The sequence below is a fragment of the Paenibacillus allorhizoplanae genome (assembly GCF_927798215.1).
Classification (GTDB): domain Bacteria; phylum Bacillota; class Bacilli; order Paenibacillales; family NBRC-103111; genus Paenibacillus_E; species Paenibacillus_E allorhizoplanae.
Genome location: NZ_CAKMMW010000040.1, coordinates 1 through 17711 on the forward strand (window position 1 = coordinate 1; position 17711 = coordinate 17711).

The window sequence follows — 17711 nt, forward strand, 5'->3', positions numbered from 1 at the left end:
AGAGAGTGGTGTCGGCAAAACGGCGCTTGCGAAATGGGTTCATCAGAGCAGCCATCGCCATGAGCACCCATTTATTTCTCTCAATTGCGCGGCGATTCCGGAGAATTTGCTGGAAAGCGAATTGTTCGGCTATGAAAAAGGGGCTTTCACAGGCGCAATCGATACACGCATCGGCAAATTCGAGGCAGCCAATCAGGGCACCATTTTCCTCGATGAGATTGGCGAGATGTCGCTTGCTACCCAGGCAAAGCTGCTGCATGTCATCGAAGAAAAGCGGATTGTGCGGCTCGGAAGTCATCAAGAGCGTCAGGTGGATGTACGCATTATTGCCGCGACGAACCGGAATATTCAGGATTTCGTACGCAGCGGTAAGTTCCGTGAGGACTTATACTACCGTTTGAACCTGGTGGAAATTGTTTTGCCACCGCTGCGCGAACGGAAAGAAGACATCACGGTGCTTACCCAGCTAAAGCTGCAGGAGCTCAATTCGAAATACAGCAAATCGGTGACTGCCTCCGATGAGCTCAAAAAAGCGCTTGAAACGTTGCCTTGGCAAGGCAACATACGGGAACTGTTCAATGTGCTGGAGCGGATGCATATTATGAAAACGACAGGCCACCTGCATATCGGAGATTTACCTGCTAATCTTGCGGTTCCCGTTGAAACGAAACCAATGGAATCTACGGCAGGCAAGCTGCAAGACGTGCTCGAAGAGGTCGAAGAGAAGATGATCGAGGATGCGCTGCTCCGCACCAAGGGAAACCAGACGAAAGCAGCGGATCTGCTGGGCATTTCCCGCAACACGTTAATTCATAAAATGAAGAAAATCAAATGATGACGAAATAGTTATATAAAAAAGGGAACTAAGGATTATAAATATCCTCGTTCCCTTTTACCTTTTAGTTAAAGATGGGATAAGTTTGTTTTAAAATCTCATCCGTATGCACTCTCACATTTTTAACAATCGTATTGTTAATTTGAATGTAGAATTCGTGATTTTTTTGGATTGGCATAAAAGTTCGTTCAGTTTTAACCATTTTATCCGCAGCCTCATAAAAATCTTTGTAAACGGATAAATATTGGCATACACATATAGCTGCTCCTAGACACGCACTGCTACTACCTTCACGTCGATGCACTGGCAATCCAAAGAGATCAGCTATGATTTGCATAAGCAAATCACTTTTTGAGCCGCCACCTATTACAACTAACTCTTTTAGCTCTACATCGATTTCCTCTAACATTTCATCTATATTATTTTTAATATTGAATGAAATTGCTTCTAATATAGAGCGGTATATGTGGTATTTGGTATGGCGCTGATCGAAGCCTATCATAATCCCTTTTCTATAGGGGAATGATGAGGAAGACAGCCAGTCTAGAATGGTAATCAGTCCTTCGCTGCCCACAGGAACATCTTGTGCTTTCCTATTCAAATATTCCTCTTCCGATATATCCAGCTTTTCTGCATGAGTAACAAGTTCTTCACCAATTAGTTTTTTGAACCAACTCACTGTCCACATACCACGTCGGATGCCATTGGATTCATAAACATATTTAAACGGAATGCATGCGAGTGTAGGGAAGAAATGACGAGCATTTTCATAATATTCATTTCTAAACAGCATAGAGGAAATAAATGTTCCCAGAGATATCATAATGGATCCCTCGTCCTTAATTCCAGAACCCAAAACCTCTACAGCTTTATCATTTGCTGTCGCTACTACGGGTATGCCTGTATTCAAACCAAATTCACAAGCCAATTCTGGGCGTAACACTCCCAGTTTATCTCCGGGCTTTACGAGATCAAATAACATCTCTCTTTTCAAGCCGTTTGCCTTCATGACTTCATCGTCATTGGACCACTCTAACGTTTCGCGGTCTAATGGCCAGTTAACCTCATAGTTCGAAGCCGTATCCTTACATTCACCTGTCAGTCTAAAACCTAGATAACCAGAAGTTGTCGTTACATACTTGACTTGTTCATCGTTATGTTCATAAGGTTTATTAAGTCTGGCGTCCATCCAGCTTATCACGGGATAAGCTAGATGGCCATTTTCTCTTAACAATACACGACAACATCTAATTGTACATAAGCCAATTCCAGCAATATGTGTAGGATCGCCTCTAAAATTAGCCAGACAGTTTTTAATACCTCCGTACACACTGTCCCATAAATCATCATCAGGATGAATGACGACACCTGGTTCAGGAGATAAAGTTTCCCTTAACGTATATGAACCGAAAGCAACTTCATTTCCATCTACATCATAAATAGCTACTTTTGTACTTTGTGAGCCATTATCAATCCCCATTACATACTTGCTCACAAAATCACCTCAGTTTCGTCCCTTTATATATTTCATCCCTTCTTCTTGAGGGAAAATGGTACCAAAATTCATGATGCCATTCGGATCAAAAGCTTCTTTTAATTTTTGCAACATATAGTAAGCAGAACCGTGCTCTTCTTCTGTCCATTGAGTACGATATTTTCCAATACCATGGTGATGACACATGGATCCGCCAAGTTTTAATGTTTCTTCGATAATAATAGCATGGATTGGATGATGATAAATTCGCATCTCATCTTCTGGTGCGCAATTAATATTATAGTTGTATACAAAATACATATTTGTTCCATTAATATAACTATGGGATGAGTGCCCACCAAGCATGGTTATATCTTCTATTCTGTCAAACTCTTCTCTTACTCTATTCATAACATTGTGATAAATCTTAATAATATTTTCCCAATCTGCCGATACTTCGGTTGTAAAACCATCATGCTTGCCAAATTTAACCATTCTCTGGAATTCATTATCAATCGTTTGTTGCGTCCAATTCAAGTGACCAAACCATTTCTCAATAAAATGGTCTTCTACTTTTTCGACGATGCCATCTTGGAATATAGAAACGGCTTCTTCAATGGCTTCTGCAGTTGCTTTAACAATACTTTGCGGTCCTTCGGACATGAAAATTAAAACGCACTTGTCTTTATAGAAATCCGAAAAATGTTGTCTTGCATCTTCTTCGGAATATACACGTGCAACCGAAGGTTTGAAACCGTTCACAATTACTTCCCTTAAAATTTTAATACCTGTATCAACATCTTTCATTAGATAACCGTGGAAAACATTATTTTCAGGGTAGTATTTAAAAATTTTAACCGTAACTTCAGTTATATAGCACATCGTTCCTTCATTACCAATGGCAATATGCCTAATATCGGGTCCGCCAGCTCTTCTTGGAACATTTTTTATTCTGGAAATGTGTCCGTTAGGAAATACACATTCTAGTCCTATAACCATATCTTCAATAGCGCCGTATAAAGTTGAAAATTGTCCAATACTTCTGGTTGCCAATAATCCACCATATTGTGCAACTGGTTTTGATTGAGGGGAGTGACCTGTGGTGTAACCAATTTTACGCAACTCATCCTCTAATGTTTGTAGGACCACACCAGCTTGTACAGTTGCTTGCGAGTTATACGGGTCAATTTTGAGAATTTTGTTCATTTTCGATCCATCAATGACCAAAGTGGTTTCTTTCCAGTTTTCAAGGCCGCCTTCCGTAGCTGTTCTTCCGCTTCTAGGAATAACATTGATATTATTTTCATTACAGAACAGTAAAAGGGACTTCACTTCTTCTGCTGAGTACGGATATACAATGGCTATTGGGGCTGGAACATCAAGGGCTTTTTTGGCTTTTGCATATTTCTTATATCGATCTGCCGCCGCATCATAAAGCGCTTCCGAATCAGTATTTATTTGTTCCACTGGAATAATAGACTTCAAATCTTGTAATAATTGTTCTTTATTCATAGTATCCATTCCCCTTTAATATGATTTATTTTCACTTATCTTACCAAGTATCCACCATCAACATTGATCAAGGTGCCATTTACATAATTTGAAGCGTTTGAAGCTAGAAATACTACGGTACCCATTAAATCTGAAATATTTCCCCATCTATTTGCAGGAATATGGTCTAAAATACGTTGATTAGCTGCTTGGTTAGCTCTTGTCGATGTTGTAATTTCAGTAGCAAAATACCCAGGTGCAATCCCGTTAACTTGTATATTAAATTGCGCTAGTTCATCACAATAAGCTTTGGTAAAGCCCGCTAAACCGTGTTTACTTGCAGCGTATGCTGGTGACCATTGCCCGCCAAGATATGAAAACATGGAACAAGTATTAATGATTTTCCCGCTATTTTGTGGAATCATATACTTAGCCACCTCATGAGATAATTCAAAACAAGCTGTTAAATTGAGGGAGATCATTTTATCCCATTGAACTCTAGTAAACTTGGTTACATCCGGTTCGTTAATACAAATACCAGCATTATTCATGAGAATATCTATTTTGCCATAAGTTCTGATACACGCTTCCGCAACTTGGTTACAGACACCATCTTTCGTAATGTCTGCAAGCATAAGATGGTACTTAACACCTTCGGCTTCAATCATTTTTCTAGTTTCGTTATTGTCATCAGCTATGCTGACTGCAAAAATGTCCGCCCCTGCTTTCGCAAGTGCAAGCGCAAAGCCCTGACCCAGTCCAGAATTTCCTCCAGTGATGATGGCAACTTTTCCTTTTAGGCTAAAAAAATCTAATGAGAAATCTTTGATATCGTTCTTCAAGCTTACCCCCACTTTCTCAAACCTATATTTTTTATTCTCATATACTTTCTCAACATCGTATTTTCATACTCATAATATCACAATTCAATTTGAAATCAAGGAAAATTTTCTGTTTTTATATATAATTACATTTAAATTTAGAAAATTTCTCGAAAAATCAGGTTAAAGAGAAGAAAATAGTAATAAATAAGGTAAACCCGTCAGCTATCTTGACAATCATGGCTACTAACATAAAATGAATGATATAAAACGAACAGGATCTAGGATCTAACGAATCCGAATATTTAGAAAAGAGGGAACATGTTAAATATAAATCTAAACAAATTAAGTCAGCTAGAGCTTTCTATCCATAACAAAATTACTGAGGTTATTGAACAAAATCACAATCTTAAAATATTGGAAGCAGCTCATTTATGTAATGGATCTCCTTCGCAAATATCGAAACTCGTAAGAAAATTAGGGTTTGAAAGTTTTAAACAGTATAAGCAGTATTTTGGTGGTCAAAAAATCGTTTCGGAAGATAAAAAAAAGTCAAACGAGCTTGAAAGACTAAAAAGCTTTATAGAAAACTTTAATCCTGTTTTGATAGATAATTTTTTAAAAATATTTAAGAAATACAACAAAATCGTTCTATTCGGATTAGGTCCATCCTTTTTTTGTGTGGAATATTTTTCATATAAACTGGCTCCTTTATCGAAAAAAAATATATTTGCGACCCAAAGTCAAACCTATGCTCAAAATTTGGTTGATAAAGATACTCTTTTGATCGTTTTTTCAGTAACGGGTAAATTTACTTCATTTGAAAACCTATTTCATGCAGTTAAATCTTGTGGGGCAGAAATAATGCTAGTTTTAGAAGAGTATGATAACTCGTTAACTTTTGAAGTTGAAAATATTTTTTACTTAACAAGATCAACTCAAAACGAAAATCTGTTACCCTTTGAAAAAACGCGAACTGTATTCTTTATCTTCATAGAAGAGATTATTGCAAGATTAATGTCAGAACGTGATTCTAACCGTACAGAGTAAGCAGAATACACTTCACATTGACGGGTCATGATACTTAGAATATGATTTGTCTGTCAATAAAGAGGTGAGAGACGATGGCATTTTACATTCAAGCCTTTACCAGCCGACTGACGCGGAAATACTTATTGATCTTTTCGTTAGTCCTGATCATACCAACGATCATTATCTACCGCATCATTGTGAATTTCGCGGAGCATACGATGGCGGAGCATATTTCCCGCGACAATTTGATTGCAGCGGATGCAATCGTGAAGCGTTTAAATGCGGAAATTACTGATGTGGTGCTCCAGCTTCAGCTCATAGCCGGCCAAAATCACGCAGTTCAGACCGATGAAAAAACGATGTACGAGAATGCGAGGCAGACGACTGCCAAAAGCTCAATGATTCATTCCATCTTTTATGTCGATAAAGAGTCCAAGCTGCGCTTCGAAGCCCCCTTTTCTCCTGATATGCAATCGGTTTCTTTTGCCTACCCGGGTTTGGAACATGTACGTTGGAGTTATACGTATATGGTCTCTGGGTTGATTCCGAATTACCGTAAGGAAATGGCGGTGACGATTGCTGTTCCTGTTTACTCTAAAGATAGAGTGTTTCACGGTGCACTCGTAGCAGAGCTAAGCCGGGATTATTTATCCGAGATGCTTCGAACGATGAGCGCGAGCAGGGAAGGGTTCAGTTATTTGCTCGATCTGAATGGAAGTGTTATCGCATCTTCAGACGAATCCATTCTTGGACTGGATTTCAGTCAGGATCCTATCGGTGAACGATTGGGCGTAGGCGATGCGGACCTGACTACCAGCTTCTATCAAGGTCAGCAGAGCATTGTCGCGTTTCAGCAAATTCGGGATAACTGGGGGCTTGCGCTCGGCATTCCCAAGGAGATCGCTTTTCAACCTATTAAGAATCTTGGCCATGCGCTTACCATCAGTTTTTTGTCGATCTTCGCACTTACCATATTTACTATTATTTTGGGAATGAGACATTTGCTTTATCCGATTATTCATTTGACCCGATTTGCCATGAAATACAAGCAGGATCATGCCATTGAAACCTCATACAAGGAACGAGAACAGACGAAAGATGAACTGAGCGACCTGACCGTCACGATGAAGGCGCTCACACGGGAACTCGATTTCAAGGAACGTTTTCTTCGAGACGTTATTGAAGGCATTCCTTTTGCGTTGGTTACGATCAATCATGAAGGTTTGGTTACACATGCAAATGAAAAATTTGCGCAGCTGTTTCAAGTGCGATGGACCGATCCGTCGAATCGGCAAATTTCGGTGATACCGGAACTTTCAGATATTCCTTCGATCCAAGGAGAATCCGAGATGGCAATTCTGGGGGTAAGAGGAGAGCGAATTATCGTTCGCATCGTAACAGCACCATTCCAAAACGGGATGTTAGCTGTCCTGCAGGATGTTACGCAGATGAAATTGCTGGAAGAGCAGGTAAATCAAAGAGAAAAACTCGCCCAGATGGGACAAGTTACGGCGGGCGTGGCGCACGAGTTGAAAAACCCGCTTGCCGTACTGGCCAGCAGTGCGGAGTTATTGAAGGATGAGATGTTGGAGGAGTTGCAAAACCCCGAATTGATCCAGATGCTCGTGACCGATATCGACGAGGAAATTGTTCGGATGAGTGGGATTGTAAATCAATTCCTTTCCTTTGCCAAAACCAAAAACGAAGATGAAACCTGGATTGAAATCGATCAGCTCGTCGATCGGGTGCTTCATTTGCTTCGAATTAAATTTAACGAACTGCACGTGCATGTTGCCAAAAGTTATGCGTCCGAATTGCCCCTGATTCGCGGGAGATCGAATAGACTGATTCAACTGTTTCTGAATCTGTTTTTGAACAGTCTAGATGCGATGTCGGGCGGCGGCATTCTAAAGATCAATATTCATATGAGAATGCCGTACATTGAAGTTACCATCGAAGATTCCGGAGAAGGTATCACTCAGAGTGATATGCAGTGGCTGTTTAATCCGTTTTTCACGACCAAGGAACAGGGTACCGGCATCGGCCTGACGATCGCGAGTGAGATTATCCAAGAACACGGAGGAGAAATCCAGATCGATAGCGTGCTTCACGCAGGGACGACAGTCATTTGTAAATTTCCAATACGGGGATGGGAGGAATCTGAATGACACATCGAATTCTGGTAGTAGACGACGAAGTAAAGTTATGCCGGAATATCGCCATCAAATTGGGACGCTGCGGCTATCAAGTTGACACGGCCCACGATGGCAAGACGGCTATCGGTCTGATTGAACGGCTTACCTACGGAGCAGTCATATTGGACTATATGCTCACGGATATGACCGGACTGGATGTGCTCCAAGCGATTAAACAGAAGCATCCGTCTTTGCTTGTTTTTATGCTGACCGCATACGGAAATGTGGAAAATGCAGTGATGGCGATGAAGCTCGGCGCTGTGGACTATTTCAACAAACCGATTGAATTGAAAGTGTTGGCCGAAAAGATTCAGACGGTTCTGCCGCCAGCCTGCACTGAAGAATTTACGGGCGCTATGGCATTTGTAAGCGATAAGATGAAACAAATACGTGAGATGCTCGAGCGGGTCAATCAAACCGATGCGAGCATTTTGCTGCTCGGAGAGAGTGGTGTCGGCAAAACGGCGCTTGCGAAATGGGTTCATCAGAGCAGCCATCGCCATGAGCACCCATTTATTTCTCTCAATTGCGCGGCGATTCCCGAGAACTTGCTGGAAAGCGAATTGTTCGGCTATGAAAAAGGGGCTTTCACAGGCGCAATCGATACACGCATCGGCAAATTCGAGGCAGCCAATCAGGGCACCATTTTCCTCGATGAGATTGGCGAGATGTCGCTTGCTACCCAGGCAAAGCTGCTGCATGTCATCGAAGAAAAGCGGATTGTGCGGCTCGGAAGTCATCAAGAGCGTCAGGTGGATGTACGCATTATCGCCGCGACGAACCGGAATATTCAGGATTTCGTACGCAGCGGCAAGTTCCGTGAGGACTTATACTACCGTTTGAACCTGGTGGAAATTGTTTTGCCACCGCTGCGCGAACGGAAAGAAGACATCACGGTGCTTACCCAGCTAAAGCTGCAGGAGCTCAATTCGAAATACAGCAAATCGGTGACTGCCTCCGATGAGCTCAAAAAAGCGCTTGAAACGTTGCCTTGGCAAGGCAACATACGGGAACTGTTCAATGTGCTGGAGCGGATGCATATTATGAAAACGACAGGCCACCTGCATATCGGAGATTTACCTGCTAATCTTGCGGTTCCCGTTGAAACGAAACCAATGGAATCTACGGCAGGCAAGCTGCAAGACATGCTCGAAGAGGTCGAGGAGAAGATGATCGAGGACGCGCTGCTCCGCACCAAGGGAAACCAGACGAAAGCAGCGGATCTGCTGGGCATTTCCCGCAACACGTTAATCCATAAAATGAAGAAGATCAAACGATGACAAAATACAAATTGTTACGGAGCTCGTTGTTGGTGCTGCTGCTAATGCTGATGGCCTTCCTATCGTCCTGTAACCGCACTGCTGTGGATGCGCCAAATGTGAGCACTAAACCGCTTCCTCTCAACAAAACGAAAATAACGGTCGGATCCAAGTCGATAACGGAGCAATATTTGCTGATGAAAATGACCTCACTTCTGCTGCGGGAGCACGGATATCCGGTGAATGAGATGGTTACACTCGATAGCGATGCGGTCCGCTCCGCGATGGAAGCGGGGGTCATCGACATATACTGGGAATATACAACGACGGCGAGGCAATATTATCAGAAACAACCTGTGCTGTTCGATCCAGATGAGGTATTTCGGGCCGTCTTGGCATCCGATGCGGACAAAGGAATCGTCTGGCTGCCGCGAAGTGAATTTAACAGCAGCTGGGCGCTGCTGATGCGGCACGATATCGCGCGGCAGCTTGGCATTCGGACCATATCGGATTTGATTCGCGTTTTTGAGGGGAACCGGGCTTCAATGAAGTTCGCCACGAACGATGAATACTTGCAGAGGGAAGATGGCGTGAAACGGCTTCAGGAAATTTATGATTTTACCATCCCACGCAATCAAATTGTTGCCATGGATACAAGCCTGCTGCCGCAGGCTGTCAAAGAGTCGCGTGTAGAAGTAGCGATTGGTCTTTCCACCGATCCCCGGATTAAAGAACTTCATCTGGTGGTCATAGAAGATGACCGGCATTCGTTTCCACCGTACCACGCGGCTCCGGTTATTCTCAAAAAAACGCTCGATCCAAATAAAGAGATCAGTGATATCATCAGACCCATATCTGAAATCGTCAATAATAGCAATATGATGGAATTGATGTACCAGGTCGATATTCTGCATAAGGATGTGACCCAAATAGCCCGCGAATTTTTGCTGCAAAAACATATTCTGAATCGCTGAACACGGAACTTAAGCCGTGTTCTTTTTTTTGTTTAAAATTGCGCAATTTTTTTACAGTTTGCCGTAAAAATTTTGTGCAATCGGTTACAAATCAAGTGCCGCGTATGATTATTTGCCTATTCAACATTGGTTTTTTCGATTGGCACGCTTCTTGCTATATATTATTGTATCCAAATAGAAGAGGTGACAAGATGAAAATTACTGCAATCGATTACAAACTTTATCTACTTCCTATAGACCCGCCCTTCAAAGCATCGGATACGCCGGGGCTCGGTGTCAAACTCGAGGTAGGTGAAAGCTGATGAGCTATTTATTCAACAATTGGGAAAAGGTAGGAGCCTTATTTGGAGAACACGTCATCTTGACGTTTACATCACTGGGGATTGCTTTGTTGTTCGCTTTTCCGATCGGCTTCATGGTCGCGAAGTACAAGAGGCTTTATACGCCAGTGACTGGCTTGTTGGGCATCGTGTATACGATTCCGAGCATGGCACTGTACGCAGCATTGATTCCGTATACCGGACTAGGCGTCAAAACGGCAATGATCGGGTTAGTCGCTTATGCCCAGATGATATTGGTCCGGAATATCGTATCGGCCATTAAAAGCATCGATCCGTTGATGCTCGAAGCGGCAAAAGGAATGGGCATGAGCAAATGGCAAATCGTTTGGAAAATCGAGATGCCGTTGTCTGTTCCAGTCATTCTAGCTGGGATTCGAATTGCAACTGTATCTATCATCTCGATCGGGACCATTGCAGCCTGGATCGGTGGAGGCGGATTAGGAACGCTGATTTTCCAAGGCTTGAACCATCAGCATACCGGCAAAATTATTGCGGGAACCATTGCGATTACGTTGTTGGCCATCGCTGCAGACGTTTTGTTCAGATTGATTGAGAAGCTGCTTCGTCCGAAATTGGCTTAGTGCTGCTAAAGGAGGTAACCATCCGTGGTTTGGAAAGAAATTCAAACGTATTTTCAAGAAAATGCTTCCGTGTTTTGGAGCAACTTGCTTAGCCACATCGAACTCAGTCTCGCGGCCGTAGGTGTCGCATTGCTCATTTGCGTTCCGCTTGGCATCTGGATTTCCAGAAAGCTGGCAGTGGCTGACTATATTATTAACGGCATCAATATGTTCCGCGTCGTGCCGAGTCTCGCGATTCTGGCTTTGGCCATGCCAGTGCTGGGGGTTGGTTTTTTGCCCGCACTGCTTGCTTTGACCGTGCTAGCATGTCCACCCATCATTATTAACACCTATGTAGCGTTCCGCGAAATCGACGCTGGTATCAAGGAAGCGGCCAAAGGAATGGGCATGACGCCGTTGCAGACGGTGCTCAAAGTTGAGTTTCCACTTGCTCTTCCCGTTATGCTGGCAGGCGTTCGCTCGGCTTCCGTGGAGGTTATCGCGAGTGCGACGCTGGCCGTATTGATTGGCGGAAGCGGGCTGGGCAGCTATATTATCAATGGCGTCAGCATGATGTCGAAAAGCTACTTGCTCATTGGAGCTGTACCCGTCGCGTTGCTGGCGATCGCAAGTGAAAGTGTATTCGCTTACATTCAAAAGCGTTTGAGTTATTACTGATGAATGATCAATACAGCCCACAAGGCGATTGATAAATGAAATCTATTTGATAAAGGGGACATTCAAATGAAAAAACGCATTTTGGTATTATCCGTTCTAACGATTGCTGCAGCAGCAGCACTGGCTGGCTGCGGCAGCACGAAGACAGCTTCAACGGACGGAGCTTCGCCAAGTAAGCTTGCTCTGACGGTCGGTTCCAAAGATAATACGGAAAATCATTTGATTGGTGAGATGTATGCCGAAATCTTCGAAGATATGGGGATTAAAGTTACGAGGAAGCTAAGCCTGGGAGGCACGGCCCCAACATTCGAAGCGTTGAAAAAAGGCGACCTGGACATTTATCCGGAATATACGGGAACAGGCCTGACGGTTATGCTCAAGCAGCCGGTGGAGAAGGACAAGAAGAAGGTGGAGCAAATGCTGGCCGACGGCTTCAAACAATGGAACCTCACATGGCTGGAGTCGGCACAAGAGAACGCCACTTACGGATTTGCAGTGAAGAAAGAGACCGCTGACAAATATAAGCTTGTAACAATCTCAGATCTAGCTGCAAACGCTAACGAGCTGACGCTTTCCTATCCGCAGGAATTCGATGTGCGCGACGATTCGCTGCCTGGTTTGCAAAAAGTATTTAAAGATAAAGGCGGCTTCAAGTTCAAGAAACAATTCCAGATCGATTACAGCCTTCGTTATAATCCGTTGAAAGACGGGCAATCAGATGTGACAGTTTCCGTAGGAACCGACGGACAAATTGTCGGCATGGGATTGGTCCAGCTGAAAGACGATGTAGGCTTCTTCCCGGCTTATCAGGTAGCTCCTCTGGTTCGCAATGAGAAACTGAGTGCAGAGCCGAAGATTAAGGATCGCTTGAATCAATTATCTAAGCTGCTGGACGACAAAGCCATTCAAAAATTGAACTGGCAGGTTGACGGTCCAGAGAAGCAAGAAATTGAAGATGTAGCCAAATCATTCCTGAAAGAAAACAAACTCATCAAGTAGCGCTGAGGTTGCTTTTCTTACCATACAAGCAATGTTGTACATCGATGAGGGATTGGACGGAGGCTGGAACCAGCCTTCGCACTTCCGTTATGTCAATTTGAATTTCTGATGAGGTGAGTAGCTGATGAGCATTAATTACAAACAGGTGTTTAAACAGTATCCAGGTGCAGCGGCTCCAGCTGTCGATCATGTCAATTTATCCGTCCAGGAAGGCGAGTTTATCGTATTCCTGGGTCCTTCGGGTTGCGGGAAAACAACGCTGCTGAAGATGACCAACCGCTTGTATGAGCCCACTTCGGGCACGATTGAGATTGACGGGACGGACATCATGGCATTGCAGCCGGAGACGCTGCGCCGCCGGATCGGTTATGTCATTCAGCAGAATGGGCTGTTTCCGCATATGCGGATCGAAGATAACATTGCCGTAGTTCCACGCCTGCTTAGCTGGAATGAGAAGGTGATCTCCGATCGGATCGACGAGCTGCTAGAGATGGTGCACCTCGATCCGAAAGCGTTCCGCAAACGGCTGCCGAGCCAACTGTCTGGTGGACAGCAGCAAAGAGTCGGTATAGCCCGCGCACTGGCCGCTGATCCGAGCATCCTCTTAATGGATGAACCGTTCGGTGCGATCGATGCCATAACGCGGCTTAGCTTGCAGGATGAACTGCGGCGCATTCAACGCAAGACGAAGAAAACGATTCTTTTCGTTACCCACGATGTGGATGAAGCCTTCCGGCTTGCCGATCGGATCGTGGTAATGCAGAGTGGTCGAATCGTCCAGTTCGATACCCCTTATGCAATAATTACGAACCCTGTCAATGATTTTGTGAAAAAGCTGGTCGGGGACAGAGATATTTACCGGCGGATGAATCTACTCAAAATCAGTGACATTCTTGATGTGAAGGATCGGGAAAAAGGGCCTGTCGTCAAAGACAACAATGTCGTTCAGCTCGAAGAATGCGTGAAGGACGTCTTCACCCGTTTGGTTGAAACAAGAGTAAAGGAATTAACGGTTGTCAATTACATGAATTGCCGCGTGGGGACGATCGATATCGATACGATCCTGGATCAAATGGAAGTTCATGGACGTACGTATGCGGGAAGTTAATGATGTGTTCGGTTCGTTGCAAATCCCAGATGATGCCTTGTACGGCATACAGACGGCGCGAACCGTCGCCAATATGAGTTACTCAGGCCGCACCCTATCGCAATTTCCCGCTTACATTCGCGCACTCGCATCTGTGAAAAAAGCGGCTGCGATCGCTAATTCGCAAGATGGGACGATCAGCGAACCGATCCGGGACGCGATCATCGCCGCTTGCGATAAGTTGATCAAGGGTGAGTATGCGGATCAATTTCCCGTAGACGCTTTCCACGGCGGCGGGAGTATCGGTATCAACATGAACATGAACGAAGTAATCGCCGGTCTGGCAGGGGGCGATACACATCCCGCGGATCATGTGAATGCGTCCCAATCGACAGCCGATGTATGCCACACGGCAATTCGTATTGCGCTCATTGCGTCCGCGGAGTCGTTAAAGATGAACTTGCTTCGCGTCATAGCAACGCTAGAAGCAAAGGCATTGGAGCTGGAGCCGGTAATGACGATCGCCCGCACCTGCTGGCAGGACGGGATGCGCGTATCGGCAGGAGTTTTGTTTCAGGCGACGGCATCTGCGTTATGGCGCCGGCTGGAAGCTGTGGATCATGCGGTGGACGGCATTCATCACATCAATCTAGGCGGGACTGTGATCGGCTCCGGCGCAGGAGCCAGCTTGAATTACCGTCAAGCGATTGTCCCAGTGCTCGCCGAAATAACATCGCTTCCTCTGCGATTGCGACCGAATCTGTTTGATGCAGCGCAATATCCGGACGATTTGGGCCGTTTGTCAGCAGAAATTCGGCTCACATCAGCAGTGCTTGTGAAATTGGCCAAAGATTTGCGGCTGCTCGCCTCAGGCCCCGAAACCGGACTTTCTGAGCTGACGCTCCCGGCGGTGCAGGCCGGATCCTCCTTTTTTCCGGGTAAAGTCAATCCGGTCATTCCAGAAACGGTGATCCATTGCGGATTGCTGATCGGCGGCAATGATGGGATCATCCAAGCGGCGGTAGAGCTCGGCGAGGTGCATTTGAACTTGGCTGACGGTTTCATCGGCACGCTGCTGCTCGACAATATGCAGAGGCTCGCCCGCACGGCAGAGCTATTCGAATCTCGGTGCTTGGCCGGTATCACGGTCAATGAAGAAACATGCAAGCGCTACGCGGACAGTTTCATTCCGCTGATCGTTGATTTGAAGGAAACATATGGGTATGCGCAGGTATCGGAGTGGCTAAAGCAATGGAAACCAGAGCAGATCATTGTAAAATTCGGGAGGAGAGAGAATCATGAATAACATTCAGCTTGCCCGATTAGATTGGGCGAAGGATTGGTTAGAAACGACGAAATCCTTATATATTGGCGGAGAATGGGTGGAAGGTAGAGGCACGTTGCTTAGCTCGATCAACCCAGCAAACGGGTTAGTGCTCGGGAAATTCCGCGGTGCGAATGAAGAAGATGTGAACCTGGCTGTAGCCGCCGCACGTCAGGCGTTCGAGCAAGGGGAATGGAAGTCGATGACGCGTAAAGAACGGGGGCGCGTCATGTGGAGAATCGCCTCGCTCATTCGCGAGCATCATGCGGAGTTGGCGACGTTAGAGGCGCTGGACAACGGAAAGCTGTACAAGGAAGCTTATGCAGATGACGTGACGGAAGCCGCCGAATTATTTGAGTATTACGGAGGCTGGGTAGATAAATTTTATGGCGAAGTAAACCCGGTAGAGGGTAATTTTACTAGTTTTACAACCAAAGACCCGATCGGTGTATGCGGGCAAATTGTACCTTGGAACTTCCCGATCGTCATGGGCGTCTGGAAGCTGGCCCCGGCGCTGGCGATGGGCAATACCGTCGTATTCAAGCCGTCAAGCGCGACGAGCTATTCGATCATCCGTTTATTTGAAATCATTCATGATTCCGGTCTTTTGCCGAAGGGGACGATCAACCTCATTCTCGGCGAAGGCCGCATCGGTTCCTATATAACGCGCCATATGGACGTAGACAAAGTCTCGTTTACCGGAAGCACGGGTGTCGGCAAGCAGCTCGTTCGCGATTCCGCGGATTCGAATTTGAAGCCTGTGACACTTGAGCTTGGCGGCAAATCACCGAATATTTTATTCGCCGACGCGCCGAATATGGCAGCGGCAATCGAGCGTTCCTTCTACGGTCTATTCACGCATAAAGGGGAAAAATGCTCCGCCCCGACGCGGCTGTTTGTGGAACGGCCTATCTATGAAACTGTCGTTGCGAAGCTTGCTGAGTATGCGGACGGCTATCGCTTGGGCGACCAATTCGACCCGGATGCAGATCAAGGCCCGCAAGTATCCAAAGCGCATATGGAAAGCATCCTTGGCTATATTCAAAAAGGCGTTGAGCAGGGTGCCCGTATTGCTGCTGGCGGCTATCGGGACGTGGAAGGCTTCAATGTCAATGGTTATTTCGTCAGGCCAACGATCCTGGCCGATGTGACGAATGACATGATCGTGGCGCAAGAAGAAATTTTCGGACCTGTGCTCGTTGTGATTCCTTTTGATACGGAAGAAGAAGTGGTTAGGCTTGCAAATGACTCGATCTACGGTTTGGCCGCAGGACTATGGACGAACGATGTGTCAAGAGCGCACCGGGTGGCGAAGCAGTTGGATGCTGGACAAGTGTTTGTCAACCGCTATGGCTGCTACGATTACGCCAGTCCGTTTGGAGGTTCTAAACAAAGCGGTTGGGGTAAAGAGTACGCGATACATTCCTTAAGTTCTTACACCAAAACAAAAGCGATCTGGATCGCCCATTAAACTATATTCTCAGGAGGAGGCCTCACCATGAAAATGAAAGCAGCTGTCATGACGGAAATCGGGAAACCGCTAGCGATTACGGAAGTCGAACTTGCCCCGCCTCAGGCGAATGAGGTGCTTGTCAAAATAAAAGCGACAGGCGTCTGTCACAGCGATTACAATGCACTATTCGACGAAACGACACCGATTCCGACAATTCTAGGGCATGAAGGCGCTGGAATCGTTGTTGAAGTCGGACCGAATGTCAAAACCGTCAAGCCTGGCGATAAAGTGGCCTTAAGCTGGGTGCCGTTTTGCGGTACCTGCGAATTTTGCCAGACGGGCAAAGTGAATTTGTGCGAGTCGGCGTTCGGCCCCATGTTCGCGGGCACGCTGCTCGACGGCACAACGCGCCTTAGCAAGGACGGTAAACAGGTATATCACAACTCCTTGTTGTCCACCTTTGCCGAGTATACGGTTGTTCCTGAAATGAGCTGCGTCAAATTGCCGGACGACATGCCTTTTGCGCAAGCTTCCTTGATTGGCTGCGGCGTCGCGACAGGCTACGGAGCCGCTGTCCGCGCAGCGGAAGTGAGACCCGGCTCGACGGTCGCCGTCTTCGGTATCGGAGGCGTCGGCGTGAATGCGATCCAGGGAGCGCGGATTGCCGGCGCTTCCAAAATCATCGCATGCGACTTGAAAGATCAAAATCTGGAGATCGCCAAGAAGTTCGGCGCCACGCATACCGTCAACGTCGGCGAGGTTAACGCCGCCGAAGCGCTGAAGGAACTGACTGGCGGCTTCGGCGTTCATTACGCCATCGATTGTACAGGCAATACGCATGCGGCGTCATCCGCATGGCAGGGTACGCGCAAAGGCGGCACGACCGTTGTGATCGGCGCGTTCAATCCGAAGAAGGAGTTGGCGCTTCCGGCAGGAGGCTTTCATCGCGTCGGCAAAATTTTAAAAGGAAGCTTCTATGGCGATGTGCATCCGTTCCGGGATTTCCCGATTATTGCGCAGCTCTATTTGGAAGGAAAATTCCAGTTGGACGAATTAGTGCTTTCCCGCATTCAGCTGGACGAAATTAATCAAGCATTTGACAGTTTCCACGACCATTCTTGCGCCAATGTCGGTCGCACCGTCATTGAGTTTGGAGGGAAATGAACATGAGCCATCCCATTTTATCCC

The 17711-nt window shown here is 45.8% G+C and carries 15 protein-coding genes; 12 read left to right on the plus strand and 3 right to left on the minus strand.

Annotated features, from left to right (window positions below):
- A partial coding sequence (locus L6I86_RS33885; RefSeq protein WP_236293179.1) for a sigma-54 interaction domain-containing protein occupies positions 1–835 on the plus strand: 835 nt, incomplete at its 5' end.
- 64 nt (positions 836–899) lie between these two features.
- Here the strand turns inward: L6I86_RS33885 and L6I86_RS33890 are convergent.
- The 3 genes from L6I86_RS33890 to L6I86_RS33900 are packed head-to-tail and all read right to left on the minus strand — an operon-like array spanning position 900 to position 4642.
- Positions 900–2315 (minus strand): FGGY-family carbohydrate kinase, encoded by a 1416-nt coding sequence (locus L6I86_RS33890; RefSeq protein ID WP_236293180.1) that lies wholly within the window; start codon positions 2313–2315, stop codon positions 900–902.
- A gap of 24 nt (positions 2316–2339) precedes the next feature.
- Positions 2340–3821, minus strand: coding sequence for an FAD-binding oxidoreductase (locus tag L6I86_RS33895; protein WP_236293182.1), 1482 nt, complete (start codon positions 3819–3821; stop codon positions 2340–2342).
- A 35-nt stretch (positions 3822–3856) separates the two neighbouring features.
- Entirely contained in the window at positions 3857–4642 is a 786-nt protein-coding gene (locus L6I86_RS33900) for an SDR family NAD(P)-dependent oxidoreductase (protein ID WP_253074982.1), read from the minus strand.
- Positions 4643–4942: 300 nt separating this feature from the next.
- Between L6I86_RS33900 and L6I86_RS33905 the strand changes: the two genes are divergently transcribed.
- From L6I86_RS33905 to L6I86_RS33955, 11 genes are all read left to right on the plus strand, one after another.
- Positions 4943–5671, plus strand: coding sequence for a MurR/RpiR family transcriptional regulator (locus tag L6I86_RS33905; protein WP_236293186.1), 729 nt, complete (start codon positions 4943–4945; stop codon positions 5669–5671).
- 74 nt (positions 5672–5745) lie between these two features.
- Positions 5746–7821: an ATP-binding protein gene (locus tag L6I86_RS33910; protein WP_236293189.1), complete on the plus strand. Its 2076-nt coding sequence runs from the start codon at positions 5746–5748 to the stop codon at positions 7819–7821.
- Positions 7818–9128 (plus strand): sigma-54-dependent transcriptional regulator, encoded by a 1311-nt coding sequence (locus tag L6I86_RS33915; RefSeq protein ID WP_236293191.1) that lies wholly within the window; start codon positions 7818–7820, stop codon positions 9126–9128. Before L6I86_RS33910 ends, L6I86_RS33915 begins: the two co-directional genes overlap by 4 nt.
- Positions 9125–10081, plus strand: coding sequence for an ABC transporter substrate-binding protein (locus L6I86_RS33920; protein ID WP_236293194.1), 957 nt, complete (start codon positions 9125–9127; stop codon positions 10079–10081). Before L6I86_RS33915 ends, L6I86_RS33920 begins: the two co-directional genes overlap by 4 nt.
- A 301-nt stretch (positions 10082–10382) precedes the next feature.
- Entirely contained in the window at positions 10383–11003 is a 621-nt protein-coding gene (locus L6I86_RS33925; protein WP_236293195.1) for an ABC transporter permease, read from the plus strand.
- 24 nt (positions 11004–11027) lie between these two features.
- Complete coding sequence (locus L6I86_RS33930) at positions 11028–11660, plus strand: ABC transporter permease (RefSeq protein ID WP_236293196.1); 633 nt, start codon at positions 11028–11030, stop codon at positions 11658–11660.
- A 66-nt stretch (positions 11661–11726) separates the two neighbouring features.
- On the plus strand, positions 11727–12659 hold the full coding sequence (locus L6I86_RS33935; RefSeq protein WP_236293197.1) for an ABC transporter substrate-binding protein: 933 nt from the start codon (positions 11727–11729) through the stop codon (positions 12657–12659).
- A gap of 124 nt (positions 12660–12783) precedes the next feature.
- A complete protein-coding gene (locus tag L6I86_RS33940; RefSeq protein ID WP_236293198.1) occupies positions 12784–13767 on the plus strand; it encodes an ABC transporter ATP-binding protein in 984 nt (327 codons plus the stop codon).
- Positions 13742–15052 carry a lyase family protein gene (locus L6I86_RS33945; RefSeq protein WP_236293199.1) on the plus strand — a complete coding sequence of 437 codons (1311 nt, stop codon included), beginning with the start codon at positions 13742–13744 and terminating at the stop codon, positions 15050–15052. Before L6I86_RS33940 ends, L6I86_RS33945 begins: the two co-directional genes overlap by 26 nt.
- Complete coding sequence (locus L6I86_RS33950; RefSeq protein ID WP_236293200.1) at positions 15045–16541, plus strand: aldehyde dehydrogenase family protein; 1497 nt, start codon at positions 15045–15047, stop codon at positions 16539–16541. Before L6I86_RS33945 ends, L6I86_RS33950 begins: the two co-directional genes overlap by 8 nt.
- A 27-nt stretch (positions 16542–16568) precedes the next feature.
- Positions 16569–17687: a Zn-dependent alcohol dehydrogenase gene (locus L6I86_RS33955; protein WP_236293201.1), complete on the plus strand. Its 1119-nt coding sequence runs from the start codon at positions 16569–16571 to the stop codon at positions 17685–17687.
- The last annotated feature ends 24 nt before the right edge of the window (positions 17688–17711 follow it).

What these genes read in the sequence shown, in the direction of transcription:
- L6I86_RS33890 (WP_236293180.1), bottom strand. Translation starts at nt 2,315, where the DNA reads ATGGGGATTGATAATGGCTCACAAAGTACAAAAGTAGCTATTTATGAT.
- L6I86_RS33895 (WP_236293182.1), bottom strand. Translation starts at nt 3,821, where the DNA reads ATGAATAAAGAACAATTATTACAAGATTTGAAGTCTATTATTCCAGTG.
- L6I86_RS33905 (WP_236293186.1), top strand. Translation starts at nt 4,943, where the DNA reads ATGTTAAATATAAATCTAAACAAATTAAGTCAGCTAGAGCTTTCTATC.
- L6I86_RS33910 (WP_236293189.1), top strand. Translation starts at nt 5,746, where the DNA reads ATGGCATTTTACATTCAAGCCTTTACCAGCCGACTGACGCGGAAATAC.
- L6I86_RS33915 (WP_236293191.1), top strand. Translation starts at nt 7,818, where the DNA reads ATGACACATCGAATTCTGGTAGTAGACGACGAAGTAAAGTTATGCCGG.
- L6I86_RS33920 (WP_236293194.1), top strand. Translation starts at nt 9,125, where the DNA reads ATGACAAAATACAAATTGTTACGGAGCTCGTTGTTGGTGCTGCTGCTA.
- L6I86_RS33925 (WP_236293195.1), top strand. Translation starts at nt 10,383, where the DNA reads ATGAGCTATTTATTCAACAATTGGGAAAAGGTAGGAGCCTTATTTGGA.
- L6I86_RS33935 (WP_236293197.1), top strand. Translation starts at nt 11,727, where the DNA reads ATGAAAAAACGCATTTTGGTATTATCCGTTCTAACGATTGCTGCAGCA.
- L6I86_RS33940 (WP_236293198.1), top strand. Translation starts at nt 12,784, where the DNA reads ATGAGCATTAATTACAAACAGGTGTTTAAACAGTATCCAGGTGCAGCG.
- L6I86_RS33945 (WP_236293199.1), top strand. Translation starts at nt 13,742, where the DNA reads ATGGACGTACGTATGCGGGAAGTTAATGATGTGTTCGGTTCGTTGCAA.
- L6I86_RS33950 (WP_236293200.1), top strand. Translation starts at nt 15,045, where the DNA reads ATGAATAACATTCAGCTTGCCCGATTAGATTGGGCGAAGGATTGGTTA.
- L6I86_RS33955 (WP_236293201.1), top strand. Translation starts at nt 16,569, where the DNA reads ATGAAAATGAAAGCAGCTGTCATGACGGAAATCGGGAAACCGCTAGCG.